Below are 20,595 nucleotides of genomic sequence, written 5' to 3'. Positions count from 1 at the left end.
GCACAAGTATTAGCAATGGTAATAGATAAGTATAAAGTTATAAAATGGGCTGTTATAGTAGTAAGTATTGTTTCTTTAATCTTGCTGATAATATTTACTTGTGATATCATTAATGACGAACCAAATTGGGCTTGGTTTGATATAGATTTTGATAATCAAAAAGTATCAAATTATGGAACGTTAATAAGTGGATTACTTTCTTTTTTAGCAATACTATTTGTAATTTTTAGTTTAGCAGATCAAAGAGAACAACTCAAAGATGAAAAGGAAGAACAAAAATTAATAACATTTCAGGAATACAATAGTAGATTAAAATTAATAAAAAGTCTTTTAATCAATATGCTTGCTGAAATAAAACTTCAAGGTGAGCGCATGGAAATATTTTACACTGCTGAACTTAAAAATCCTGCACAATCTAATGTTACTTATTTTTCAGCAAATAATAGTTTTAAAAGGATTTTAGAGTTGGACAGTCTTATAAACTATAAAACAATTGAACATTTTTTTAAAGATGATGCTGACTGGGAGAAAATGTATATCAACATGTATAATTATGTTGATTTTTATTCAGCTTCGTTAGATGAGCATAAAGTTAAATATCAAGGCCATATTGAAGATAAAGTTGCTAGGCAAAAAGAAGTTAGTGAATTATGTAGAGAGTTCTTGAAAATTGGTGGGGAGTTGATGGAAAAATACAGAAGTAAGTTCGGTCCAGATAACTATTTAAACCATAGTTGGCCAAATGCATATAATGACTTTGTTCCCGCTTATTATACTTACGCAGATGAATGCGCAACACAACAAAAGCAAACAGATTTTAGATTCCTCTCAGATAATTTCTTTTTGACATTTTTAAAAATTGCAATGGTAATAAGAGAAAAAGAAGGATTTGATGAATATGGTAGTGAAAATTTAGTTGTAATAGCGTCAGATATTAGAAAGAAAATATATGAAATAGAAATGTATTCTATTCAGTATGCAGACAATATAAAACATTATTTTGTTGAATATTTTGATACAAAAAGTGAAAGTTTCAAAAGCTTTGATACTATCGTAAATAAAATAGACTCTAAGATTGTCGAGTAATGAATTACAACAAAGAGAAGTTTCCTGATGATTTTGCACACTTAATTATGAAATGTGAAAGGGTAATCGAAAACATTAATACTCATTTTTCTAATCTAGATTGTCTATCTGTAAAAGAACTTTACCATAGCGAAAAAGGTCATAAACAAAAGGACTTCCTAACTAAACTTCAAGTAACTTGTAATTCTAAACTAGGTAAAAAAAGTAATAAACTAGATGAACTAAAAGGTCTGTATGTATTTGGTGAATTACAGGAAAACAATATTATAGTTCCAATTTATGTTGGTATCTCTCGAACAGTATTTAGAAGATTATATCAACATGCTTGGGGTACTAAACACAATGAAACTAGTTTTTCATATTTAAAAGCAAAACATTTTTCAGGTCATAAAGGTTTACGAAATGAATTACCACCTGAATTATTAAAAATTCAACAGGTGAAAATTAAAGATTACAGAGTAATTGTAATCCCGGAAGAACTAGACTACGATTTGTATTTCATGGAAGTTTATATTGCCGGTAAATTAAAGTCTAAATGGAATAGTTTTAAAACTCATTAAATTATGTTTTGTAATTAACAATTATAATTTGTCATATACAAATCTATTTTGTTTAATACCCTTTTGAGCGTCACTAACTTGCATGAAAATTACATGCAAGATGGAAACAACGATTTTACCTCCCACCGAAATCCAGTTAGTCCTGGATTTAATTACCAAAAGACTAAATCTTTGTACAGTATTTGTTTTTGGTTATAGAAATAGTACAACGGCAGCTAATACAATTCTTCAATCTCAAATAGAAGGTAGTTCGGCCAATCATCATTTTGATATAGTAATTATTTCAGAAAACGCATACCCTAACTGTGCTAATGATATAGCTAATTTAATAGCAGAACGTTCAGCAAAAACTATTTCAGTATCACTACTGATACATAAGGCTGCTGTTTTAGCTTCTAATCAATTAAATCAACAACTGTTTTTTGATAAAGTATTCAGAAAAGGGCAGCGCCTTTGTATTGATCCTTCGGCTCCTCCTTATATTAAGTCTAATGGTATTCTTTATCGGGATATAAACATAGATAGAGATTACTGGCATAAATGTAACGCCGTAGCTGACTATTATATACAATCAGGTTCCGTATCCACCAACCCAGAAATAGCACTTTGCAATATTGCAAATCTTCACATTGCTATTGAGGAACTAGCACTTGGGTTAATCCGTGTTTTTATGGGATATACGCCAAATGAGTTTAGTTTAAAATATCTTCTTCTATTATGTGGCCATTTTACAAAGTTGCCTTCCGAAATCTTTTCTAATCAATCTGAACTTGAAATAAAGCGATATAAAATGTTATGTGCTCCACCATCCATGCTAAGATATTGGTACCGGCTCAATGCTGAGGAAGAAGATTTTTTGTGGATTCTTAATGCTTGCCAAAATTTTTACAAACAAGCCACTACTATAGCAATCCAAGAACTTGAACGATTAGAAAACACTAAAACTATTATACTATGACAACAAAATTCTCAACACTGCCGCCTGACTTGCGTGATTTAGCAGCGAAGTACTTTGTCCTTTTAGAATCTCAAAATGTAAAAAAGAAACGGGATACTATTCAATTGAACCTGTCTGGCTATTCAGATGTAATGTTTCTTATTGCCGATATAGTTAAAGTTTCAATTTTAGCTTTAGAAGCTGGCGAACATGGAGGCACCGCACACATACCGGAACCTTCAACCAATATAGCAGGTGTCTTAGGTGTTATATTAGACCTTATACCTTACGAAGAAGCTGATTTATTGGATTACATTAGAGAATCAGTATTACAACCGGTGGAAGCAAGTTCAATCCCATCGGATTTTATCGAGGAGAACATTTATCTATCTCTTCCTTCACAGTTAGCAAACTGCTAATAGCAATTTAAAATCTAAACATATGAAAGCTGAATTTGAAAAACTCCTTAAAAATTCTGATTGGTTGTTGAATTCCATGAAGCAACATCCTAAGCGAGACGATATCTGGCAAATTACGGTTAACTTTTCAAGTTACTCGTCGCTATATGCTACAGTTTCAGACCTAATGAAATTATGTTGTGTGGCTTGGCAAACAGAAGAACCCTATCTTTCAGATACAGTAGGTAATCCTAATATTGATTTCGCAAACATTATAGAACTCGCACTACAATTAATGCCAAAAGGTGAATCTGAATTTCTCGACGAATTTACAAGAATAAAATTGACCACAGATGCAGAACCGGAACCTAATCCAGAATACAACTATAGCACAATTACTATTCTACAATCTACAGCGTAGTTTTTTTTATTATGAGCGAATGGCTCGGGCTATATCAGGAATCCATATTCCTGCTGTCCGTTCTACTTCGTGCCACTCCCATCAGGGCTATATAAATTGCAGTAAGCTTTCTTGGTTACTGCATTTTTTTTTAGTTAATAACTATTTGCAATCATTCAAACAGACTTCTCTAACTCTGTAGAGTTTCTAATTAAATTCAAGACAACCAATCAAGAGGATACTAATAAAAATACTATATTCGGTTCAAATACAATAAACTACAATTCTCTACACATGTTGAATGGCCTTATTGACTTAACTATTTTTAACATCAATTTTAACATAAAGCAATAATTTTTAGTTAGTTTTGTATTGTTTTAATATTTATATGAATAGATACCACATCATACTTGTAGTTTTACTAGGCATGTTCCTCATGCCTAATAATGCTTTTGCATGTGGTAAAGGTTCAGAAAAGCGTTCTTGCAAAAAAGAAATTTCATCCAATAAAGCAGAAAAAAAGAGCTGTTGCGCTGATGAAAATACAAAAGATAAAGACAACAAGGGTTGTGGCGGCAAATGCGGGCATTCCGGTTGCGGTTGTTCATCAACTTGCCCCACTTCATTGGTAAGCTTCGTACCCGAAATTAGTTTTCAGCTGACTGCCTTTAACTTTCCTCTATTCGAAAAAATCAATTTTTTATATACTACACCATCAATCTCCGATGGTTTTTATTCCATTTGGCTAATCCCTAAAATAAGCTAAATCCAATTTTTGACAGCCATAAGTGTGTCAAATCCATAGCGTTTTGCTATCCAATTCACAACAGTTTTAGAATACCTTTTGCTACACCATTATTTGGGTTGTAATACCATTTCTTTCACAACTGTTATTTATTCAAAATTATTTTATCAAATCAATCAAGGTAAGCTACTTTGATTACTTAAACAGTATTTAAAATGAAAAGCTCATTTATAAAAATAATGGTAGCAGCTGTAATGTTGCTATCAACTTCTATCAACGCACAAATAAAAAATGCAAAAACCGAAACAGTTAAAGTCTATGGTAACTGTGGAATGTGCGAAACTACAATCGAAAAAGCAGGAAGTATTAAAAAAATTGCTAAAGTAGATTGGAACCAGGAAACCCAAATGGCAACATTAACTTATGATGCTAGTGTAACAAATCAGGATGAAATACTTAAAAGAATTGCGTTAGCAGGCTACGACAGTGATAAATTTCTTGCCCCTGATGAGGTTTACAACAATCTTCACGGCTGTTGTCAATACGATAGAGTAGCAAAAGTTCCAGTAAAAGAAGAAAACACAACTACTGCCGGCAACGATGGACATTCCAATCACGGGAACCATTCTCAAACAACTACTGCCGTAATTCAAAATGAAAATCAATTAAAAGCAGTATTTGATAATTATTTCTCATTGAAAGATGCTTTGATTACTTCTGATGGGACAAAAGCTGCAGCAGCTTCAAAAGAACTTTTAACAGCTGTAAATAACGTCAAAATGGACAAGCTTGATATGGAAGTGCACATGGTTTGGATGAAAGTTGTAAACCCAATTAAAGAAGATGCAGAACACATAGCTGATACAAAAGATGTAAAACACCAACGTGATCACTTTACCTCATTGTCAAAAGACATATACACATTAATTAAAACAGCAAAATACGAAGTACCAGTTTACTTTCAATTCTGTCCAATGTACAACGATGGTAAAGGCGCTAATTGGTTGAGCAAAGAAAATGCAGTAAAGAACCCATACTATGGGTCAATGATGTTAAACTGTGGAAAAACAGTAGAAACTATTAAATAACCTAAAAAAAATAGAAATGAAAAATTTATCAATGATAGCTTCATTTATTGGAGCAATATTTTTAACCTCTTGTAATAACAACGATGACAACATGGATATGACATTAAATGTCGATTATCCTGCGGCATACATTGTAAACGGAGAAGACGGCTCAGTTTCAGTAGTCAAGTTAAGTAATAATGAAGTAACCGGAACCATAGAATTAATGGGAAGCGGTTCAGATATGATTATGTGGCCACATCACATTTCATCACATCAAAATCATTTAGCTATTGGTGTTCCGGGAATGGATTTGAGTGCAGGACATTCAGGATTAATGACAGCAGGGATGACAGGAAAATTGTTAGTAATTGATGCTATGAATGGTTCAATTGTAAAGAACATCAACCTGCCATTAATGAACCATAATTCTATTTATTCACCTAACGGAAATGAAATTTGGGTGCCTCAAATGGATGAAATGAATAGTAAAGTCTTAGTATATGATGCTACTACCAATGCCCTATTAAATACAATCGATGTCGGAATGATGGCAGCTGAACTAACATTTTCTTCAGATGGCACAAAAGCCTATGTGGCAAATGGTGATGATGATAGCATAACAGTAATAAACACGGCAACCAAAGCGATAATCACAACTATTGCCGTTGGAGATAACCCAGTTGGTGCTTGGACTGGAAGCAATGGTAAAATGTATGTAGACAATGAAGACGGACAAACTATTTCTGTAATTGATGTAGCAACAAACTCAGTAGATGAAACAATTACTTTAGGTTTCATGCCGGGAATAGCATCATATAACGGTCCTAAAAATGAATTATGGGTTTCAGATCCAATGGCTGGAAAAGTGCATTATTGGACTTGGGATGCAGGAATGAATATGTGGATGCATGGAAGTTCTTTTAATACGGGTGCCGGTGCACATGCAATAGCATTCACAACAGACGGTAACACTGCTTATGTGACTAATCAAACGGCTAATACAGTTTCAGTAGTCAACACCACCAATCATTCAGTAGCAAAAACAATCAACGTTGGAAGAAAGCCAAACGGGATTGTTATAAAAATGTAACACTTTAACAGACTAGGCCTTATGTCGGCATAGGGCTTAGTTTTATAAAAAACAATGGTACTATTATGTTAATCAAAAATCAAGTAAAATACTTCATCACACTATTTATAATCTTCACGTTTTCAACGAAAGCACAGATTAAAGTGGGTGATTCTATACCATCAATTACACTAAAAAGCAATACTAACAGCGAGGTAATCACCTCATCTTTTAAAGGAAAATATGTGCTTGTCGATTTTTGGGCATCTTGGTGTGCGCCTTGCCGATTGGGTAATAAAAAATTAGTAAAGCTTCATAATGAGGTTAGCCCTGATAAAATAGAAATAATTGGAATATCAATCGACATAGATGTCAATAAATGGCTAAAAGCAATTGAAAAAGATAAAATCAAATTCACTCAATTGATAGACCCAAAGGGATTTGATGCTAATGCAGCCTTAGTTTTCGGAGTAGATGAATTACCGTCAAAATACCTATTTAATCCCGAAGGTGTCCTAATAGCGAAGAATCCAACAGAAGAAGAAATAATGAAATTAATAAAAGAGTAAAATGAAACGCCCATTAACATTATTTAGATATAAAGGAGATTTAGTAGGCGTTCCATCTTCAATTAAAAAACAAATATTAAATACAGATGAATAAAATAAATAAAATAAATAAAGTGCGTGTAATTGTAGCATCAATCGTTTTGATGTTCTCAATAAAGAGTAACGCCCAAATTGTGAAAGCCGAAATCAGGGCTACTGGTTTAACTTGTTCTATGTGCTCCAATGCCATAAACAAACAGTTAAAAACACTTCCGGAAGTAGTTAAAGTAGAGACCGATTTAAACACCAATACGTTTACGGTAACGCTGACTGAAGGCAATACATTAACCCCAAAAGTATTTAAGGAGAAAGTGGAAAAAGCAGGTTTTTTTATCGGGACATTGGTATTAACAGCAAAACCTGAAACCATAACCCAAAGTCCTTACATCTTGGTTAATGACAGCACAGCCAAAGGCTCCGAAATACAATTTCAGGTAGTTGACAAAGGCTATGTGACTGAAAAGGAATTCAAAAAATTATCCAAATCATACAAGAATGTTGAAACGTATGCTTCAAACAATGAAGATGATTTCCACATTAAAATTCTGAATTAATGAGAAAGATTATTTTATTTTTAATTGCAATAAGCAGCCAAAACATTACTAGTCAGGAGTTATTCGTGGTAACTGATCCGGCCAGTAATGTTCCGGCAAATTCTTTGGCAGTTAATGTGATGCAGTCGCTTTTCAAAGAGGAAATGAAATCAGGCTATAATTACCATTTCATGCCCGAAGTAACTTATGGACTTAACAAGAACATCATGTTCCGGGCTTCTGCCTTTATAAGTAACCGTAGTAATAACCTCGTTACTGAGGGAGGCAGTTTTTATACAAAGTATCGTTTTTATTCCTCCGATGATTTGAACAGTCACTTCCGGATGGCAGCATTTGGAAGATATAGTTTCAATAATGCTGACATTCACCAGGAACAAATAGAAATCTTAGGACACAACACAGGTTTTGAAGGAGGATTTGTAGCCACTAAGTTGATTAAAAAACTGGCAATAAGTTCATCTGTAAGTTTTGAAAAAGCCTTCGACAACAAACCCGATTATCCGTTTCCCGATAATATGGGCGACAATGCTACAAATTACACCTTATCATTTGGCAAATTGATGTATCCAAAAAAATATACCAGTTTCAAACAAACTAATATTAATCTAATGGTGGAATTTGTTGGGCAAACTATCAATGAAAATGGGAAGTCATATCTAGACGTTGTGCCGGCAATACAATTTATTTTCAACAGTCAGGCGCGATTAGATTTAGCATACCGTCAAGAACTAATTAGTTCAATGGTACGTTCAGCACCAAACGGTTTTTATTTCAATCTGTACTATACTTTTTTCGATTTAACAAAATAAAACCAAGATGAGTACAACAAAATTTATTCCGGCATTGGGTTATGATTTTTTGAGTGATTACTACGATTTGGCAATCAAATTAACTATGCCTGAGAAAAAATTCAGAAACAAGCTGGTAGATTTTGTCAATCCTCGAGAGAACGAGAAAATACTAGAGTTTGGTTTTGGAACCGCGCAAAACATCATCATTCTAAAACAGCGCTTTCCTGATTGTAACATACAAGGAATTGACATCGACCCCAAGATTAAAACCATTGCTGAATACAAATTAAATAAGGCAGGAATTGAAGCGTCACTTTTTTTATATGATGGAGATAAGTTACCCTTTGAAGACAACTCATTTGACAAGATTTATAGTTCTCTTGTTTTTCATCAGTTAGATAGGATTACAAAATTAAAATGCTTGCTTGAGATCAATAGGATACTAAAATCAAATGGAGAATTAATCATTGGAGATTGGGGTAAAGCAAAAACAAAATGGATGCGGTTTTCTTTTTACTTAGTTCAATTATTAGACGGTTTCAAAACTACTACTGATAATGTAAATGGATTAATGATAAAATACATTACTGATGCAGGATTCAAAAACGTTCAGGAAGTAGACTATATCAATACATCAATAGGCACTTATTCTTACTATAAAGCAGAGAAAATTAATTAATAACTAAAAATAATATATTATGAAAACACTTTTTTTAACAGCTTTTTTAGCGATAACAATAGTATCATGTAACAACAAGGCTAAAGAAACAGAAACCAACTCAACAGAGAACAAAGAAAGTTCTAATGAATTATTCGCCTGTCCAATGCATCCGGAAGTAACAGGAAAAAAAGGAGAAAAATGCTCCAAGTGTGGTATGGAATTAACAGAACCTGTCGCTCAATCTAAACCTGATAAAAATACCCAAGAACCAAGTCAGAATAATCCATCGGAAAAAGTCGGAGTCCTTGACACTGATTCTCCGGTGGCTACATCAGATTATGTTAATGATATTATTATTAGTTATATAAACCTAAAAAACAAACTGGTAAGCGATGATTCTAAAGGTGCTGCAGATAAAGGAAAAGCATTATTGGTATCATTCAACCAATTCGACACCAATACGCTTACTGCAAATCAGAAAAAAGAGTACTTAGACATTGCTGATGATGCTAAAGAACACGCAGAGCATATTGGCGACAATGCAGGTAAAATTGACCATCAAAGAGAACATTTTGCCATACTAAGTAAGGACATCAATGATTTAATAAAACTTTTGGGTTCAAATAAAAAATTATATCAGGACCATTGTCCAATGTATGACGACGGTAAAGGCGCTATTTGGATCAGCGAATCCAAAGAAATCAAAAATCCATATTATGGCTCTAAGATGCTTACTTGTGGTAGTTTGAAAAAAACGTTATAAAATGAAAAGAAGATTAAAGAAAGTAGGTATAGTACTTTTTTTGGTATTGATAGCAATACAATTCTATCAGCCTGCCCTGAATCAAAATCCAGGGCAGGATTATACAAATGATTTTCTGGTCACGACCGATGCACCAACAAATATTTCAAAACTAATAAAGACATCTTGTTACGATTGCCATAGTAATAACACCCAGTATCTCTGGTATGATTACATTCAACCAGCTAGAATGTTTGTAGAAACACATATTACTGATGGGAAAAAAGAGTTAAATTTTAATGAGTTTGGCAGTTATTCAAATCGAAAGCAGCAAAGTGAGTTAGAAGCAATAAGCAAACAAATTAAATCGGGTGATATGCCTTTAAGTTCCTACACGCTATTACATCATGATGCAATACTTAATGAGGCGCAAAAACAGGAAATAATTACCTGGATTAATTCAATAAATGAAAACAACAGTTTGTCGGAAAATTAAGTGCTCTCCTATATTTTGAATATGTGATATATATCATAATGTAAAAGGACTCAATTGATTAATTTTATTTAAAAGGAAGAAAAAAGACAAAAATGGTAGAAAAACTAATTACATTCTCACTTAGAAACAGAGCAATTGTGCTACTGGTTTCGGCTTGTTTATTTGTGTGGGGAATCTATAGCGTGAAACAAAATCCTATAGATGCTATCCCTGATTTATCAGAAAATCAGGTTATTGTATTTACCGAGTGGATGGGTAGAAGCCCACAGGTAATCGAAGCGCAAGTAACTTATCCTTTGGTTTCTAATCTTCAAGGGATACCAAAAGTTAAAAATATACGGGGAGCCTCCATGTTTGGGATGAGCTTTGTCTATATCATTTTTGAAGACAATGTAGATACCTACTGGGCAAGAACCCGTGTGTTGGAACGATTAAATTATGCCCAACGTTTACTTCCACAAAATGTTGTTCCAACCTTAGGTCCTGATGGTACAGGAGTAGGCCACATTTTTTGGTATCATTTAGAAGCCAATGGAATGGACTTGGGAGAGCAAAGAGCCTTACAGGACTGGTATGTGAAATTTGCACTGCAAACAGTTCCCGGTGTAGCAGAAGTTGCTTCATTCGGAGGTTTTGAAAAGCAATACCAATTGGTTTTAGACCCACTAAAAATGCAATATTATAACGTCAGTATGATGGAAGTTATGAATGCGGTTAAGGCTAATAACAATGATGTAGGCGGCCGAAAGTTCGAAATGAGTAATATGTCATATATCATAAGAGGTTTGGGTTACATAAAGAACAGTAAGGATGTAGAGGATATTTCCATTAAAAATTACAATTCTATTCCGGTAAAAGTAAAAGACATAGGTTCTGTCCAAATGGGCGGAGACTTACGACTTGGTATTTTTGACCAAAACGGAACCGGCGAAGTAGTGGGTGGCATAGTAGTAATGCGTTATGGCGAAAATGCCGATGAAGTCATCAAAGCGGTTAAAGCAAAGATGAAAGAAGTTGAAAAAGGATTGCCCGAAGGAGTGAAATTTAAAACTTCCTATGACAGAAGCGAGTTAATCGAAAAAGCTATTGAATCTGTCAAGGGAACACTTATAGAAGAAATGATAGCAGTTTCACTCGTTATCTTAATTTTTCTGTTCCATTGGAGAAGCGCCCTTATAATCTTAATTCAACTTCCTATATCCGTAGCAATTGGCTTCATATTGCTTGAAGCATTTGGTATTTCATCTAATATTATGTCATTAACCGGTATTGCACTCGCTATTGGAGTTGTTGTGGATGATGGAATTGTAATGGTTGAAAACGCCTACAGGACAATCTCAGAGAAACAAGAAGAAATGATTGATAACAAGTAAATTGGTATGATGATAGAAAAAATTAAAAATTTATTCAAAAAGGAACACGACCCTTTATCCTCTGATGAAAAACTTCAACTAATTGAAAAGTCATCAAAGTTAGTAGGTCCGGGTGTTTTTTACTCAACACTAATCGTAATTGCTTCTTTTCTACCGGTTTTTTTACTCACAGGTATGGAAGGAAAGTTGTTTAGCCCTTTGGCTTGGACTAAATCTTTCATTCTTATCGTTGATGCATTTTTAGCCATCACACTCACACCGGTGCTTATAAGCTTTTTATTAAAAGGCAAACTTCGCCCTGAGAATAAAAATCCAATCAACAGAAAACTGGAAAGTATATATACTCCAATTTTAGTTTTTTGTTTGAAATGGAGGAAAACGGTTTTAGGAATTAATATAGTCGCTTTACTAATTGGTTTAGTGATGTTTACTCGCTTAGGTTCCGAGTTTATGCCACCGTTGGATGAAGGCTCTGTACTTTTCATGCCGGTTACTTTGCCCGATGTTTCCAACTCGGAAGTAAAAAGAATATTGCAGGTTCAAGACAAACTCATAAAATCAATTCCCGAAGTAGACCATGTGTTAGGAAAAGCCGGTAGAGCAAATACAGCTACAGATAACAGCCCTATCAGCATGATTGAAACCATCATTTTATTAAAACCTCAAAGTGAATGGAGAGAAGGAAAAACGAAGAATGACATCATTACCGAAATAAACAATAAACTTCAAATTCCTGGAGTAACCAACGGCTTTACACAACCTATCATTAACAGAATAAACATGCTTTCTACCGGTATCCGAACCGATGTTGGGATTAAGGTTTACGGAGAAAGTTTAGATACTATTAATGCACTATCTCAAAAAATCAAAAAAGCACTCGAAGGTACTTCGGGTGTAAAAGATTTATATGCAGAGCCAATTACCGGCGGAAGATACATCGATATTGAAGCCAAAAGGGAAATGTTGGGACGATACGGCCTTTCAATTGACGATATTAATGCAGTTGTTGAAGCAGCTATCGGAGGAATGAAACTGACAACTACAATTGAAGGACGACAACGCTTCTCTGTAAATGCCAGATATGCACAAGAATATAGAAACAGTATTGATGCACTGAAAAAATTGCAAGTCCAAACGATGCAATATGGCCCAATTCCTTTAGAAACCATTGCAGAGGTAAAAATAAGCGATGGGCCGCCTATGATAAATAGCGAAAATGCCATGCTTCGGGGAAGTGTGCTGTTTAATGTACGTGATCGAGATTTAGGTAGTACTGTGAAAGAAGCTCAGAAAAAATTAAATTCAATGATGTCTAAAATGCCAAAAGGATATTACATTGAATGGAGTGGCCAGTGGGAAAATCAGTTGAGAGCCAATAAAACGCTAAGCATCATACTACCAATTGTGGTGATAATTATCTTCCTTATTTTATATTTTACTTACCACTCCATGAAAGAATCTCTAATTACTATGATAACAGTACCTTTTGCTTTAATTGGTGGTGTTTTTATGGTCTACTTTTATGGAATTAATTTATCTGTTGCAGTTGCAGTTGGTTTTATTGCCCTCTTCGGAATGGCCATTGAAACAGCCATGTTAATGACTATCTATTTAAATGAATCGATGAACAAAATGGTCGAAAAACATGGGAACAGTTCACAAACTATTACTGAAGACATATTAAAACAATATATTGTCGATGGCTCAGCCAAAAGGTTAAGACCAAAATTAATGACGGTTTCGGTTTCTTTGTTTGGTCTTATCCCAATACTTTGGGCAACGGGGACTGGTGCCGATGTGATGCTACCTATCACAGTTCCGCTTATTGGTGGGACAATTACTTCTACAATTTATGTATTATTAGTAACTCCTATTGTTTTTGAAATGGTGAAACTTCACGAATTAAAAACTAAAGGCAAAATAGAACTTATAGATGTTAAAGAATAAATATTATATCGTTATAAGCTTTTTGATTTTAAGCTTTACAATTGCTAATGCACAGATTGTTTCACTGGATAATATCTTGAGCACAATCAAAACCGATAATCCGCAGCTAAAAATGTATGATGCCGATATCCAAAGTATGGATGCTGCTGCAAAAGGGGCTAAAAGCTGGATGGCACCTCAAGTAGAAACCGGTTTTTTTATGACGCCCTACAATACCAAAATGTGGAAAGCAGATGATATGAGTCCTGGCATGGGCAGTTATATGATTGGAGTCTCACAAATGATTCCCAATTCAAAAAAACAAAATGCCGAATACAAGTATATGAACGCAATGTCATCTGTTGAAAAAGAAAACAAAAATTACACTTTAAATCAGCTTTATGCTATAGCCAAGACAAATTATTATCAATGGCTTGTACTAAACAAAAAAGTCAAAGTGGCCAATGATAACTTACTACTCTTAAAATACATGATAAAAAGCATGGAAATAAGATACCAGTACAATATGGATAAACTCCCCACTTATTATAAAGCAAAATCTCAATATAATGAGTTAGAAAGTATGATTATAATGCTTCAGAATGATATTTCACAAAAAAGAATTATGCTCAACACTCTAATGTCAAGAGATAAAAATATGGTGTTTGAAATTGAAGAAGCATTCGAACTAAAGGAATACAATTCACAACTATTGGACACCTCATCAATTTCCAAAAACAGAAGTGATATAAATGCCATCAAAAGAACCATGGAAGTAAACCAACTGAAAATTGATGCAGAAAAATCAAAATTTCTACCCGAATTTGGAGTTAAATATGACCACATGTTTGCTTTTGGACAACAGCCACAGCAATTCTCACTAATGGGTATGATGACTATACCTATGCCTTGGTCAACTAAAATGAACAAAGCCAACATCAGTAGTTTTCAAATTAAAAACGAAAGCCTGAATTGGCAAAAACAAATGATTTTAAATGAAACCGTTGGGATGATTTCGGGCATGAATACAGAACTTTCAAACCTCAAAAAACAATACACCATCTCCGAAAAAAGTATTATTCCTTCATTGCGTAAAAATTATGATACCTCAGTATTGGCATGGCAAAACAATACCGGTGATTTATTCCTGGTCTTAGATGCTTGGGAAGCTTTGAACATGGCCCAAATGGATGCGCTCAACAAATTGCAGTCCATACTTAGCACTCAGGTAGAAATCGAAAAACAACTCGAAATTAAGCAACTATGAATAAGTATATAAAATATGGTTTGATTTTAGGCGTAACAGCCATAATTGGTTCTGCTATTTATTTCTTTGTAGTTAAATATGAAGATCATTCAGCAGGTTCTCATCAGGCAGTTGTCTATACCTGCTCCATGCATCCCCAAATTATTAGGGATAAACCGGGAAACTGCCCTATTTGCGGAATGACTTTAGTAAAAAAAATAACAGACAATCATGCCAATGAAGACCATAATATTGATAATGTCATCAAACCAACAGATAACTTTATCGTGGGCAAGTTTCAAACTACAACAGCAGTAGACTCAACTTTAAGCGGTGAAATCAATCTTCCAGGCATTGTTGCTTATGACCCAAATTCAGCTGTAAATATTGCGGCAAAAATAAGTGGCCGAATAGAAAAGATATATGTGAATTTTAAATACCAACGAATTAACAAAGGGCAAAAATTATTTGATTTATACAGCCCTGAACTTTTAACAGAGCAGGAAAACTTTATTTATTTAGTTTCAAATGATAGTGATAACCGTTCAATTATTGAGGCCTCAAAACAAAAGCTGTTGCTTTACGGTATGACTCAAAATCAAATAAGCGCTCTGGTTAGTTCAAAAAAGGCCAACCCTAAAATAACTGTCTATAGTCCTTCCAATGGGATTGTCATGGGAACAGAAACAATGGATACATCATCAAACTCCGGGATGCAAAGTATAAACAGCAGTACTGAAAAGCTTGACTTAAAAGAAGGCAGCTATGTCAAAAAAGGAGAAGTTATCTTTAAATTAGTAAATACCGATAAAGTTTGGGGAATATTCAACATAACACAAGAAAGCAGCAGTCTGATTAAAGTTAACCAAGCCATTAAAATAACGTCTGAACTCAATGAGGAGGAATCAATAGAGGCCAAAATCAATTTTATTGAAACACAATTTAATGCCGCCGACAAAACCAATAGAATTAGGGTTTATTTAAACAATAGCACACTCAAATTGCCAATAGGATTGAGATTGCAGGGTATTATAAAAACGCAGTCTATACGCGGCATTTGGGTTCAAAAAGACGCATTGGTAAGCACTGGTAATAAAAAAATCGCTTTTATCAAATCTCAAAATGGCTTTAAAGCAATACCGGTAAAAACAGGATTTGAAATGAACGGCTATATTCAAATCATTGAAGGTATTTCAGTTAGAGACACCATTGCAAAAAATGCCCAATATTTAATCGATAGCGAAAGCTTTATTAAAACCGAGTAAGTATGAAAAAATTAAATCAAATAGGCTTCTTTTTATTGCTTGTCATGGTACTTACCGCTTGTAATTCTCCTAAAAAAGAAGACCATTCTCAGCATGGTAAAAAAGAAGAAGACCACTCACAACATGATAAGAAAGAAACAACTTTTTATACCTGTTCTATGGATCCTCAAGTAAAAGAAGACAAACCCGGGAAATGTCCTATTTGCCACATGGAGTTAACACCCATAAAACAGGATGATAATGAGGTTAATCAAATAAGTTTGAGCAAACAGCAAATTAAACTTGGTAATATCACAACTCAGGTTATCGAACAAACCCAAAATAATGTAGAACAAAAGTACACCGGTGTTTTAACATTCAATCAGGAAGAATCAAAAACCATTTCTTCAAAAGCAATGGGCAGAATTGAAAAATTGTATTTCAAATCAACGGGTGATTACCTATCCAAGAACAAGCCAATATATCAATTGTACAGTGAAGATATTGCAATAGCAAAACAAGACTATTATACTGCCTTTAAACAATTGGAGATGCCCGGTGATTTTGGAAAAAATGCAAAAAGCATAATGAATGCGGCCAAACAAAAGCTTCTCTTCTATGGTTTGTCCAACACTCAAATTGAGAATATAAAAAGCAACAAAGATGTTTCGCCCTATACCACATTTTACAGCACTGTCGGTGGTACAATTTCTGAAATAACTGCCGTTGAAGGGAGTTATGTCATGGAAGGAACTCCAATAATTAAAGTAACCGATTTAAGTAAACTTTGGCTCGAAACACAAGTAAATATCAACTATTTCAATAGTCTTAAAATAGGTCAAAATGCTACCATAACTTTTGCCGATTTTCCCGATAAATCTATAAGTGCTAAAGTCTCATTTATCAATCCCGAAATAAACCCGGAAACCCGTTTACTATTGATTCGATTTGAAGTCCCAAATCAAAATCTAATCTTAAAACCGGGAATGCAGGCCATTGCAAAATTGATGATTTCCGGCGGTAAAGGAATCTACATTCCTACCGATGCAGTAATTAGAGAAGAAAACGCATCCTACATCTGGGTAGAAAAAAAACCGGGAGTTTATGAAAATCTAATGGTAGAAACAGGAATTGAAACTAATGGACTGATAGAAATCAAAACAAAAATTGCCAATGGTCAAAAAGTAGTGATAACAGGAGCCTATGCCATCAATAGCGAATATAAATTCCGCAAAGGCAGCGACCCGATGGAAGGCATGAAAATGTAATTTAAACAGTAAGGATGAACAATTTTAATCAAATAATACAGCAATACAAAAACGATTCAGAAAGTGTTTATAATACTTGGTTTGTGGATAATGACCAACGGTTAAAAGCGTTCAGAACTATCCGTCGAGGCATTATTCAGGTTGTTGAAGATATAAAAAACAAATCATTTCCAAATGATTTTAAAAACAGCAGCTTAGAATTTGTGCTCAATTGTATTGCCGAGCAAAAACAGGTATTTGTAGGGGTTTCACATCCTTTTTATTGGAAACCAAAACTCCGAATTCCTGACATCTATGAAAATCAAACCAATAAAATTGCTTTTGGCCAATTCTTGGAAAATTGCATTAATGCAAAAAACGAAGAACAGGTGCTTAGGGAAATTGTAAAACTCGACGAACTTAAAATTAAGGGACTTGGTCCGGCCGTTGCCAGTATTTTGTATTTCTTGCACCCAACCTGGTTTCCGCCTTTCAACACGGCAATTGTAAACGGTTTTAATTTCTTGTTCAAGGACAAAAAAAAACTCGGAAGCTGGAGTGAATACTTAAAAATTAGAGAGACATTACTGGAAACAAATTCCAAATTCAAATCGGAACTGTCCAATGATTTAGGTGCAATCGCAGGCTTGTGTTTTGAAATTGGCACTCAAAAAATGCTCATAGGAAATGATGACTATTTGAGTGAAGAAGAGCGTTATAAATTTGAAAAAAACATAGTAAAACGCCAAAAAGAAATTATAGAAGAAAAAAAGGAAGATAATCTGCATAGTGAGATGCAATACCATTTATTGAAAATTGGAGCGTCATTAGGATTCGATGTTACCCCGGCAAGTAATGATAAAAGCAAAGCCTTCAATGGTCAAAGTTTTTCTTTTATGGCTATAAATAAATTTCCTGAATTGCCCTGTGATAAAGACACGCAAAACACCATTAAACTCATAGATGTATTATGGTTTGAAAAAGGAACAAACAATATTATTGGGGCATTTGAAGTTGAAAAAAGCACCAGTATTTACTCAGGTATTTTACGCCTTTCCGACCTTTATTTCAGTATTTCTGATGGTGATGAAGTTTTTTATATCATAATCCCTGACAATCGCGAAAAAGATGTTATTCAACAACTTAACAGACCTGTTATAAAAAATTCAAAAATGAATATTAAGTACATCCTTTTTTCAGAATTAAGGGCCAATTGTGATGCAATTTGCAAATTCGGTACAGACCATTCGATCATGGATAAAATAGCAAAAACAATTTAATAACTCAATGATGAAGCTACACATTAAAAATATGGTATGCAGCCGCTGCAAGATGGTAGTGAAATCTGTATTTGAAAATATGGGCATTAATCCTATTGCAGTTGAATTGGGTGAAGTCGAATTGAAAAATGATATTGATGAAAGTCAAAAAAACGAATTGCTAAAAAATCTTCGTGCTGTTGGCTTTGATTTGATTGATGACAGGAAAAGTAAAACAATCGATAAGATTAAAACATTGATTATTGATTTGGTCCAAAATAAAAATAATGATTTAAAAACGAACCTGTCAGAGTTTCTGTTCCAACATCTTCATCAAGATTATAATACCCTAAGCAATCTCTTTTCCGAAGTAGAAAACACAACAATTGAAAAATACTTCATCAATCAAAAAATTGAAAAAGTAAAAGAGTTGATTATGTATGATGAATTATCGCTGAGTCAAATAGCCTATTCATTAAATTATAGTAGCGTATCGCATTTAAGTAACCAATTCAAAAAAGTGACCGGCTTTTCACCAACTCACTTCAAGAACATAAAAACCATCAAACGAAAGCAAATTGAAGATCTATAAATCTTGCAAATCAAACCCAAAATTGTGCAAATGCATAAAACAGTTATGATAGAAATTTGTATTAAAATAATATAAAAGATGATACATACTTACAGCATTACCGGAATGACTTGCGATGGTTGTCGCTCTAAAGTCGAAAAAGCATTGAATACTATTGAAGGTATTGAGGCAAAAGTTTCATTGAATCCACCGATAGCCACAATAACTATGGAAAAGCACGTTCCAACAACACAGTTGCAGGAAGCACTAACCGCCGTTGGAAAATATACCATAGAAATGAGTAATGGAAAAACAATAATAGATACTACAACTAAAGAATCCGCTGTAAAGTCATGTTGTTCCTCTCATAATCATGATCATAAAAAAGAGGCTAATATACCAGGTAATGCTCAAGGGAAATACTATTGCCCAATGCATTGCGAAGGTGAAAAAGTTTATGATAAAGCAGGCGATTGTCCCGTTTGTGGAATGGATTTAGTCAAAGCACCTGAGCTAACTACTGCTAAAACTCTATATACATGTCCCATGCATCCCGAAGTAATCAGCGAAACTCCGGGTTCATGTCCTATTTGTGGAATGGATTTAGTACCAATGGAACCAAGCGAAAGCGAAGACCAAAAAACGTATAAAGATTTGGTAAAAAAAATGAAAATTGCAGTGTTGTTCACGGTTCCCATTTTCGCCATTGCCATGATTGAAATGGCACACAACAATCCTCTATTGCAATTAATGGCTGCTTCAAAATGGAATTGGGTACAATTACTATTATCGCTTCCTGTTGTTTTTTATGCCTGTTGGATATTCTTTGTTCGCGCCTGGAAATCAATAATCACTTGGAATTTGAATATGTTTACCCTTATCGGAATCGGTACAGGAGTGGCTTTTCTATTTAGTTTAGTCGGAATGTTTTTTCCGGATATTTTTCCAAGTGAATTCAAAACAGAACACGGAACGGTATTATTATACTTCGAAGCTACAACAGTTATTCTGACTTTAGTTTTGTTAGGACAATTACTCGAAGCAAGGGCACACAGTCAAACGAGCGGCGCAATTAAAGAATTATTAAAACTCGCACCAACCGAAGCTACTTTAGTAGTTGATGGCGGCGATAAAGTAATTTCTATCCACGATATCAAAAAAGGCGATTTATTGAGGGTAAAACCCGGAGATAAAATTCCGGTTGACGGAAAAATAACCGATGGGGAAAGCAGTATAGATGAAGCCATGATTACTGGTGAGCCAATACCGGTTGATAAAAAGAAAGGCGATAACGTAATTTCCGGAACAATAAACGGAAACAAATCTTTTGTAATGGTTGCCGAAAAAGTGGGTTCAGAAACCCTGCTTTCTCAAATCGTGCAAATGGTTAATGATGCTTCACGTTCCAGAGCACCAATTCAAAAGTTAGCAGATAGTATATCCAAATACTTTGTGCCAATTGTGGTTATCATATCAGTAATAACCTTTTTTGTTTGGACAAAATTTGGTCCCGAACCGGCCTTAGTCTATGGTTTTATAAATGCAATTGCTGTATTAATCATAGCCTGTCCTTGTGCTCTGGGTCTGGCAACTCCCATGTCAGTAATGGTTG

Annotated in this window: 20 protein-coding genes and 1 pseudogene; all 21 read left to right on the top strand. The window is 34.3% G+C overall.

What is annotated here, in order from left to right; translation table 11 throughout:
• The first annotated feature begins 15 nt into the window (after nucleotides 1–15).
• Nucleotides 16–1,086, top strand: a complete 1,071-nt coding sequence (locus P1K33_RS04215) for a hypothetical protein (RefSeq protein ID WP_284651639.1) — start codon at nucleotides 16–18, stop codon at nucleotides 1,084–1,086.
• Nucleotides 1,086–1,646 carry a hypothetical protein gene (locus P1K33_RS04210; protein WP_284651638.1) on the top strand — a complete coding sequence of 187 codons (561 nt, stop codon included), beginning with the start codon at nucleotides 1,086–1,088 and terminating at the stop codon, nucleotides 1,644–1,646. Before P1K33_RS04215 ends, P1K33_RS04210 begins: the two co-directional genes overlap by 1 nt.
• Nucleotides 1,647–1,746: 100 nt before the next feature.
• Complete coding sequence (locus P1K33_RS04205) at nucleotides 1,747–2,604, top strand: hypothetical protein (RefSeq protein WP_284651637.1); 858 nt, start codon at nucleotides 1,747–1,749, stop codon at nucleotides 2,602–2,604.
• Nucleotides 2,601–3,002 carry a hypothetical protein gene (locus tag P1K33_RS04200; protein ID WP_284651636.1) on the top strand — a complete coding sequence of 134 codons (402 nt, stop codon included), beginning with the start codon at nucleotides 2,601–2,603 and terminating at the stop codon, nucleotides 3,000–3,002. The genes P1K33_RS04205 and P1K33_RS04200 overlap by 4 nt, the downstream gene beginning before the upstream one ends.
• A gap of 22 nt (nucleotides 3,003–3,024) precedes the next feature.
• Nucleotides 3,025–3,402: a hypothetical protein gene (locus P1K33_RS04195; protein ID WP_284651635.1), complete on the top strand. Its 378-nt coding sequence runs from the start codon at nucleotides 3,025–3,027 to the stop codon at nucleotides 3,400–3,402.
• A gap of 367 nt (nucleotides 3,403–3,769) precedes the next feature.
• Entirely contained in the window at nucleotides 3,770–4,147 is a 378-nt protein-coding gene (locus tag P1K33_RS04190; RefSeq protein WP_284651634.1) for a hypothetical protein, read from the top strand.
• A gap of 194 nt (nucleotides 4,148–4,341) precedes the next feature.
• On the top strand, nucleotides 4,342–5,214 hold the full coding sequence (locus tag P1K33_RS04185) for a DUF3347 domain-containing protein (protein ID WP_284651633.1): 873 nt from the start codon (nucleotides 4,342–4,344) through the stop codon (nucleotides 5,212–5,214).
• A gap of 16 nt (nucleotides 5,215–5,230) precedes the next feature.
• Nucleotides 5,231–6,286 (top strand): YncE family protein, encoded by a 1,056-nt coding sequence (locus P1K33_RS04180; protein WP_284651632.1) that lies wholly within the window; start codon nucleotides 5,231–5,233, stop codon nucleotides 6,284–6,286.
• Nucleotides 6,287–6,351: 65 nt separating this feature from the next.
• Complete coding sequence (locus P1K33_RS04175; protein ID WP_284651631.1) at nucleotides 6,352–6,834, top strand: TlpA family protein disulfide reductase; 483 nt, start codon at nucleotides 6,352–6,354, stop codon at nucleotides 6,832–6,834.
• 86 nt (nucleotides 6,835–6,920) lie between these two features.
• Entirely contained in the window at nucleotides 6,921–7,427 is a 507-nt protein-coding gene (locus P1K33_RS04170) for a heavy-metal-associated domain-containing protein (protein WP_284651630.1), read from the top strand.
• A complete protein-coding gene (locus tag P1K33_RS04165; RefSeq protein ID WP_284651629.1) occupies nucleotides 7,427–8,236 on the top strand; it encodes a hypothetical protein in 810 nt (269 codons plus the stop codon). The genes P1K33_RS04170 and P1K33_RS04165 overlap by 1 nt, the downstream gene beginning before the upstream one ends.
• 7 nt (nucleotides 8,237–8,243) lie before the next feature.
• Nucleotides 8,244–8,897, top strand: coding sequence for a class I SAM-dependent methyltransferase (locus tag P1K33_RS04160; protein ID WP_284651628.1), 654 nt, complete (start codon nucleotides 8,244–8,246; stop codon nucleotides 8,895–8,897).
• A 19-nt stretch (nucleotides 8,898–8,916) separates the two neighbouring features.
• Nucleotides 8,917–9,642 carry a DUF3347 domain-containing protein gene (locus tag P1K33_RS04155; protein ID WP_084329804.1) on the top strand — a complete coding sequence of 242 codons (726 nt, stop codon included), beginning with the start codon at nucleotides 8,917–8,919 and terminating at the stop codon, nucleotides 9,640–9,642.
• Nucleotide 9,643: 1 nt separating this feature from the next.
• Nucleotides 9,644–10,117 carry a heme-binding domain-containing protein gene (locus P1K33_RS04150; protein ID WP_026726774.1) on the top strand — a complete coding sequence of 158 codons (474 nt, stop codon included), beginning with the start codon at nucleotides 9,644–9,646 and terminating at the stop codon, nucleotides 10,115–10,117.
• A 92-nt stretch (nucleotides 10,118–10,209) separates the two neighbouring features.
• Nucleotides 10,210–13,437, top strand: a pseudogene (locus P1K33_RS15355) (efflux RND transporter permease subunit).
• Nucleotides 13,424–14,683 carry a TolC family protein gene (locus P1K33_RS04135; protein WP_284651625.1) on the top strand — a complete coding sequence of 420 codons (1,260 nt, stop codon included), beginning with the start codon at nucleotides 13,424–13,426 and terminating at the stop codon, nucleotides 14,681–14,683. The pseudogene P1K33_RS15355 and the gene P1K33_RS04135 overlap by 14 nt, the downstream one beginning before the upstream one ends.
• Nucleotides 14,680–15,927, top strand: coding sequence for a heavy metal-binding domain-containing protein (locus P1K33_RS04130; protein WP_284651624.1), 1,248 nt, complete (start codon nucleotides 14,680–14,682; stop codon nucleotides 15,925–15,927). Before P1K33_RS04135 ends, P1K33_RS04130 begins: the two co-directional genes overlap by 4 nt.
• 2 nt (nucleotides 15,928–15,929) lie before the next feature.
• Entirely contained in the window at nucleotides 15,930–17,174 is a 1,245-nt protein-coding gene (locus P1K33_RS04125; RefSeq protein ID WP_284651623.1) for an efflux RND transporter periplasmic adaptor subunit, read from the top strand.
• A gap of 14 nt (nucleotides 17,175–17,188) precedes the next feature.
• Nucleotides 17,189–18,433, top strand: a complete 1,245-nt coding sequence (locus tag P1K33_RS04120) for a type II restriction enzyme NmeDI-related protein (protein ID WP_284651622.1) — start codon at nucleotides 17,189–17,191, stop codon at nucleotides 18,431–18,433.
• A gap of 10 nt (nucleotides 18,434–18,443) precedes the next feature.
• Complete coding sequence (locus P1K33_RS04115) at nucleotides 18,444–19,004, top strand: helix-turn-helix domain-containing protein (protein WP_284651971.1); 561 nt, start codon at nucleotides 18,444–18,446, stop codon at nucleotides 19,002–19,004.
• 78 nt (nucleotides 19,005–19,082) lie between these two features.
• Nucleotides 19,083–20,595 (top strand): HAD-IC family P-type ATPase (locus P1K33_RS04110; protein WP_284651621.1); only part of this gene is annotated, 1,513 nt, incomplete at its 3' end.

It is taken from the genome of Flavobacterium terrisoli (assembly GCF_030167905.1).
GTDB classification, from domain to species: domain Bacteria; phylum Bacteroidota; class Bacteroidia; order Flavobacteriales; family Flavobacteriaceae; genus Flavobacterium; species Flavobacterium terrisoli.
Note: the sequence above shows the minus strand (reverse complement) of the source record. Positions and strands in the feature narration are given on the sequence as shown.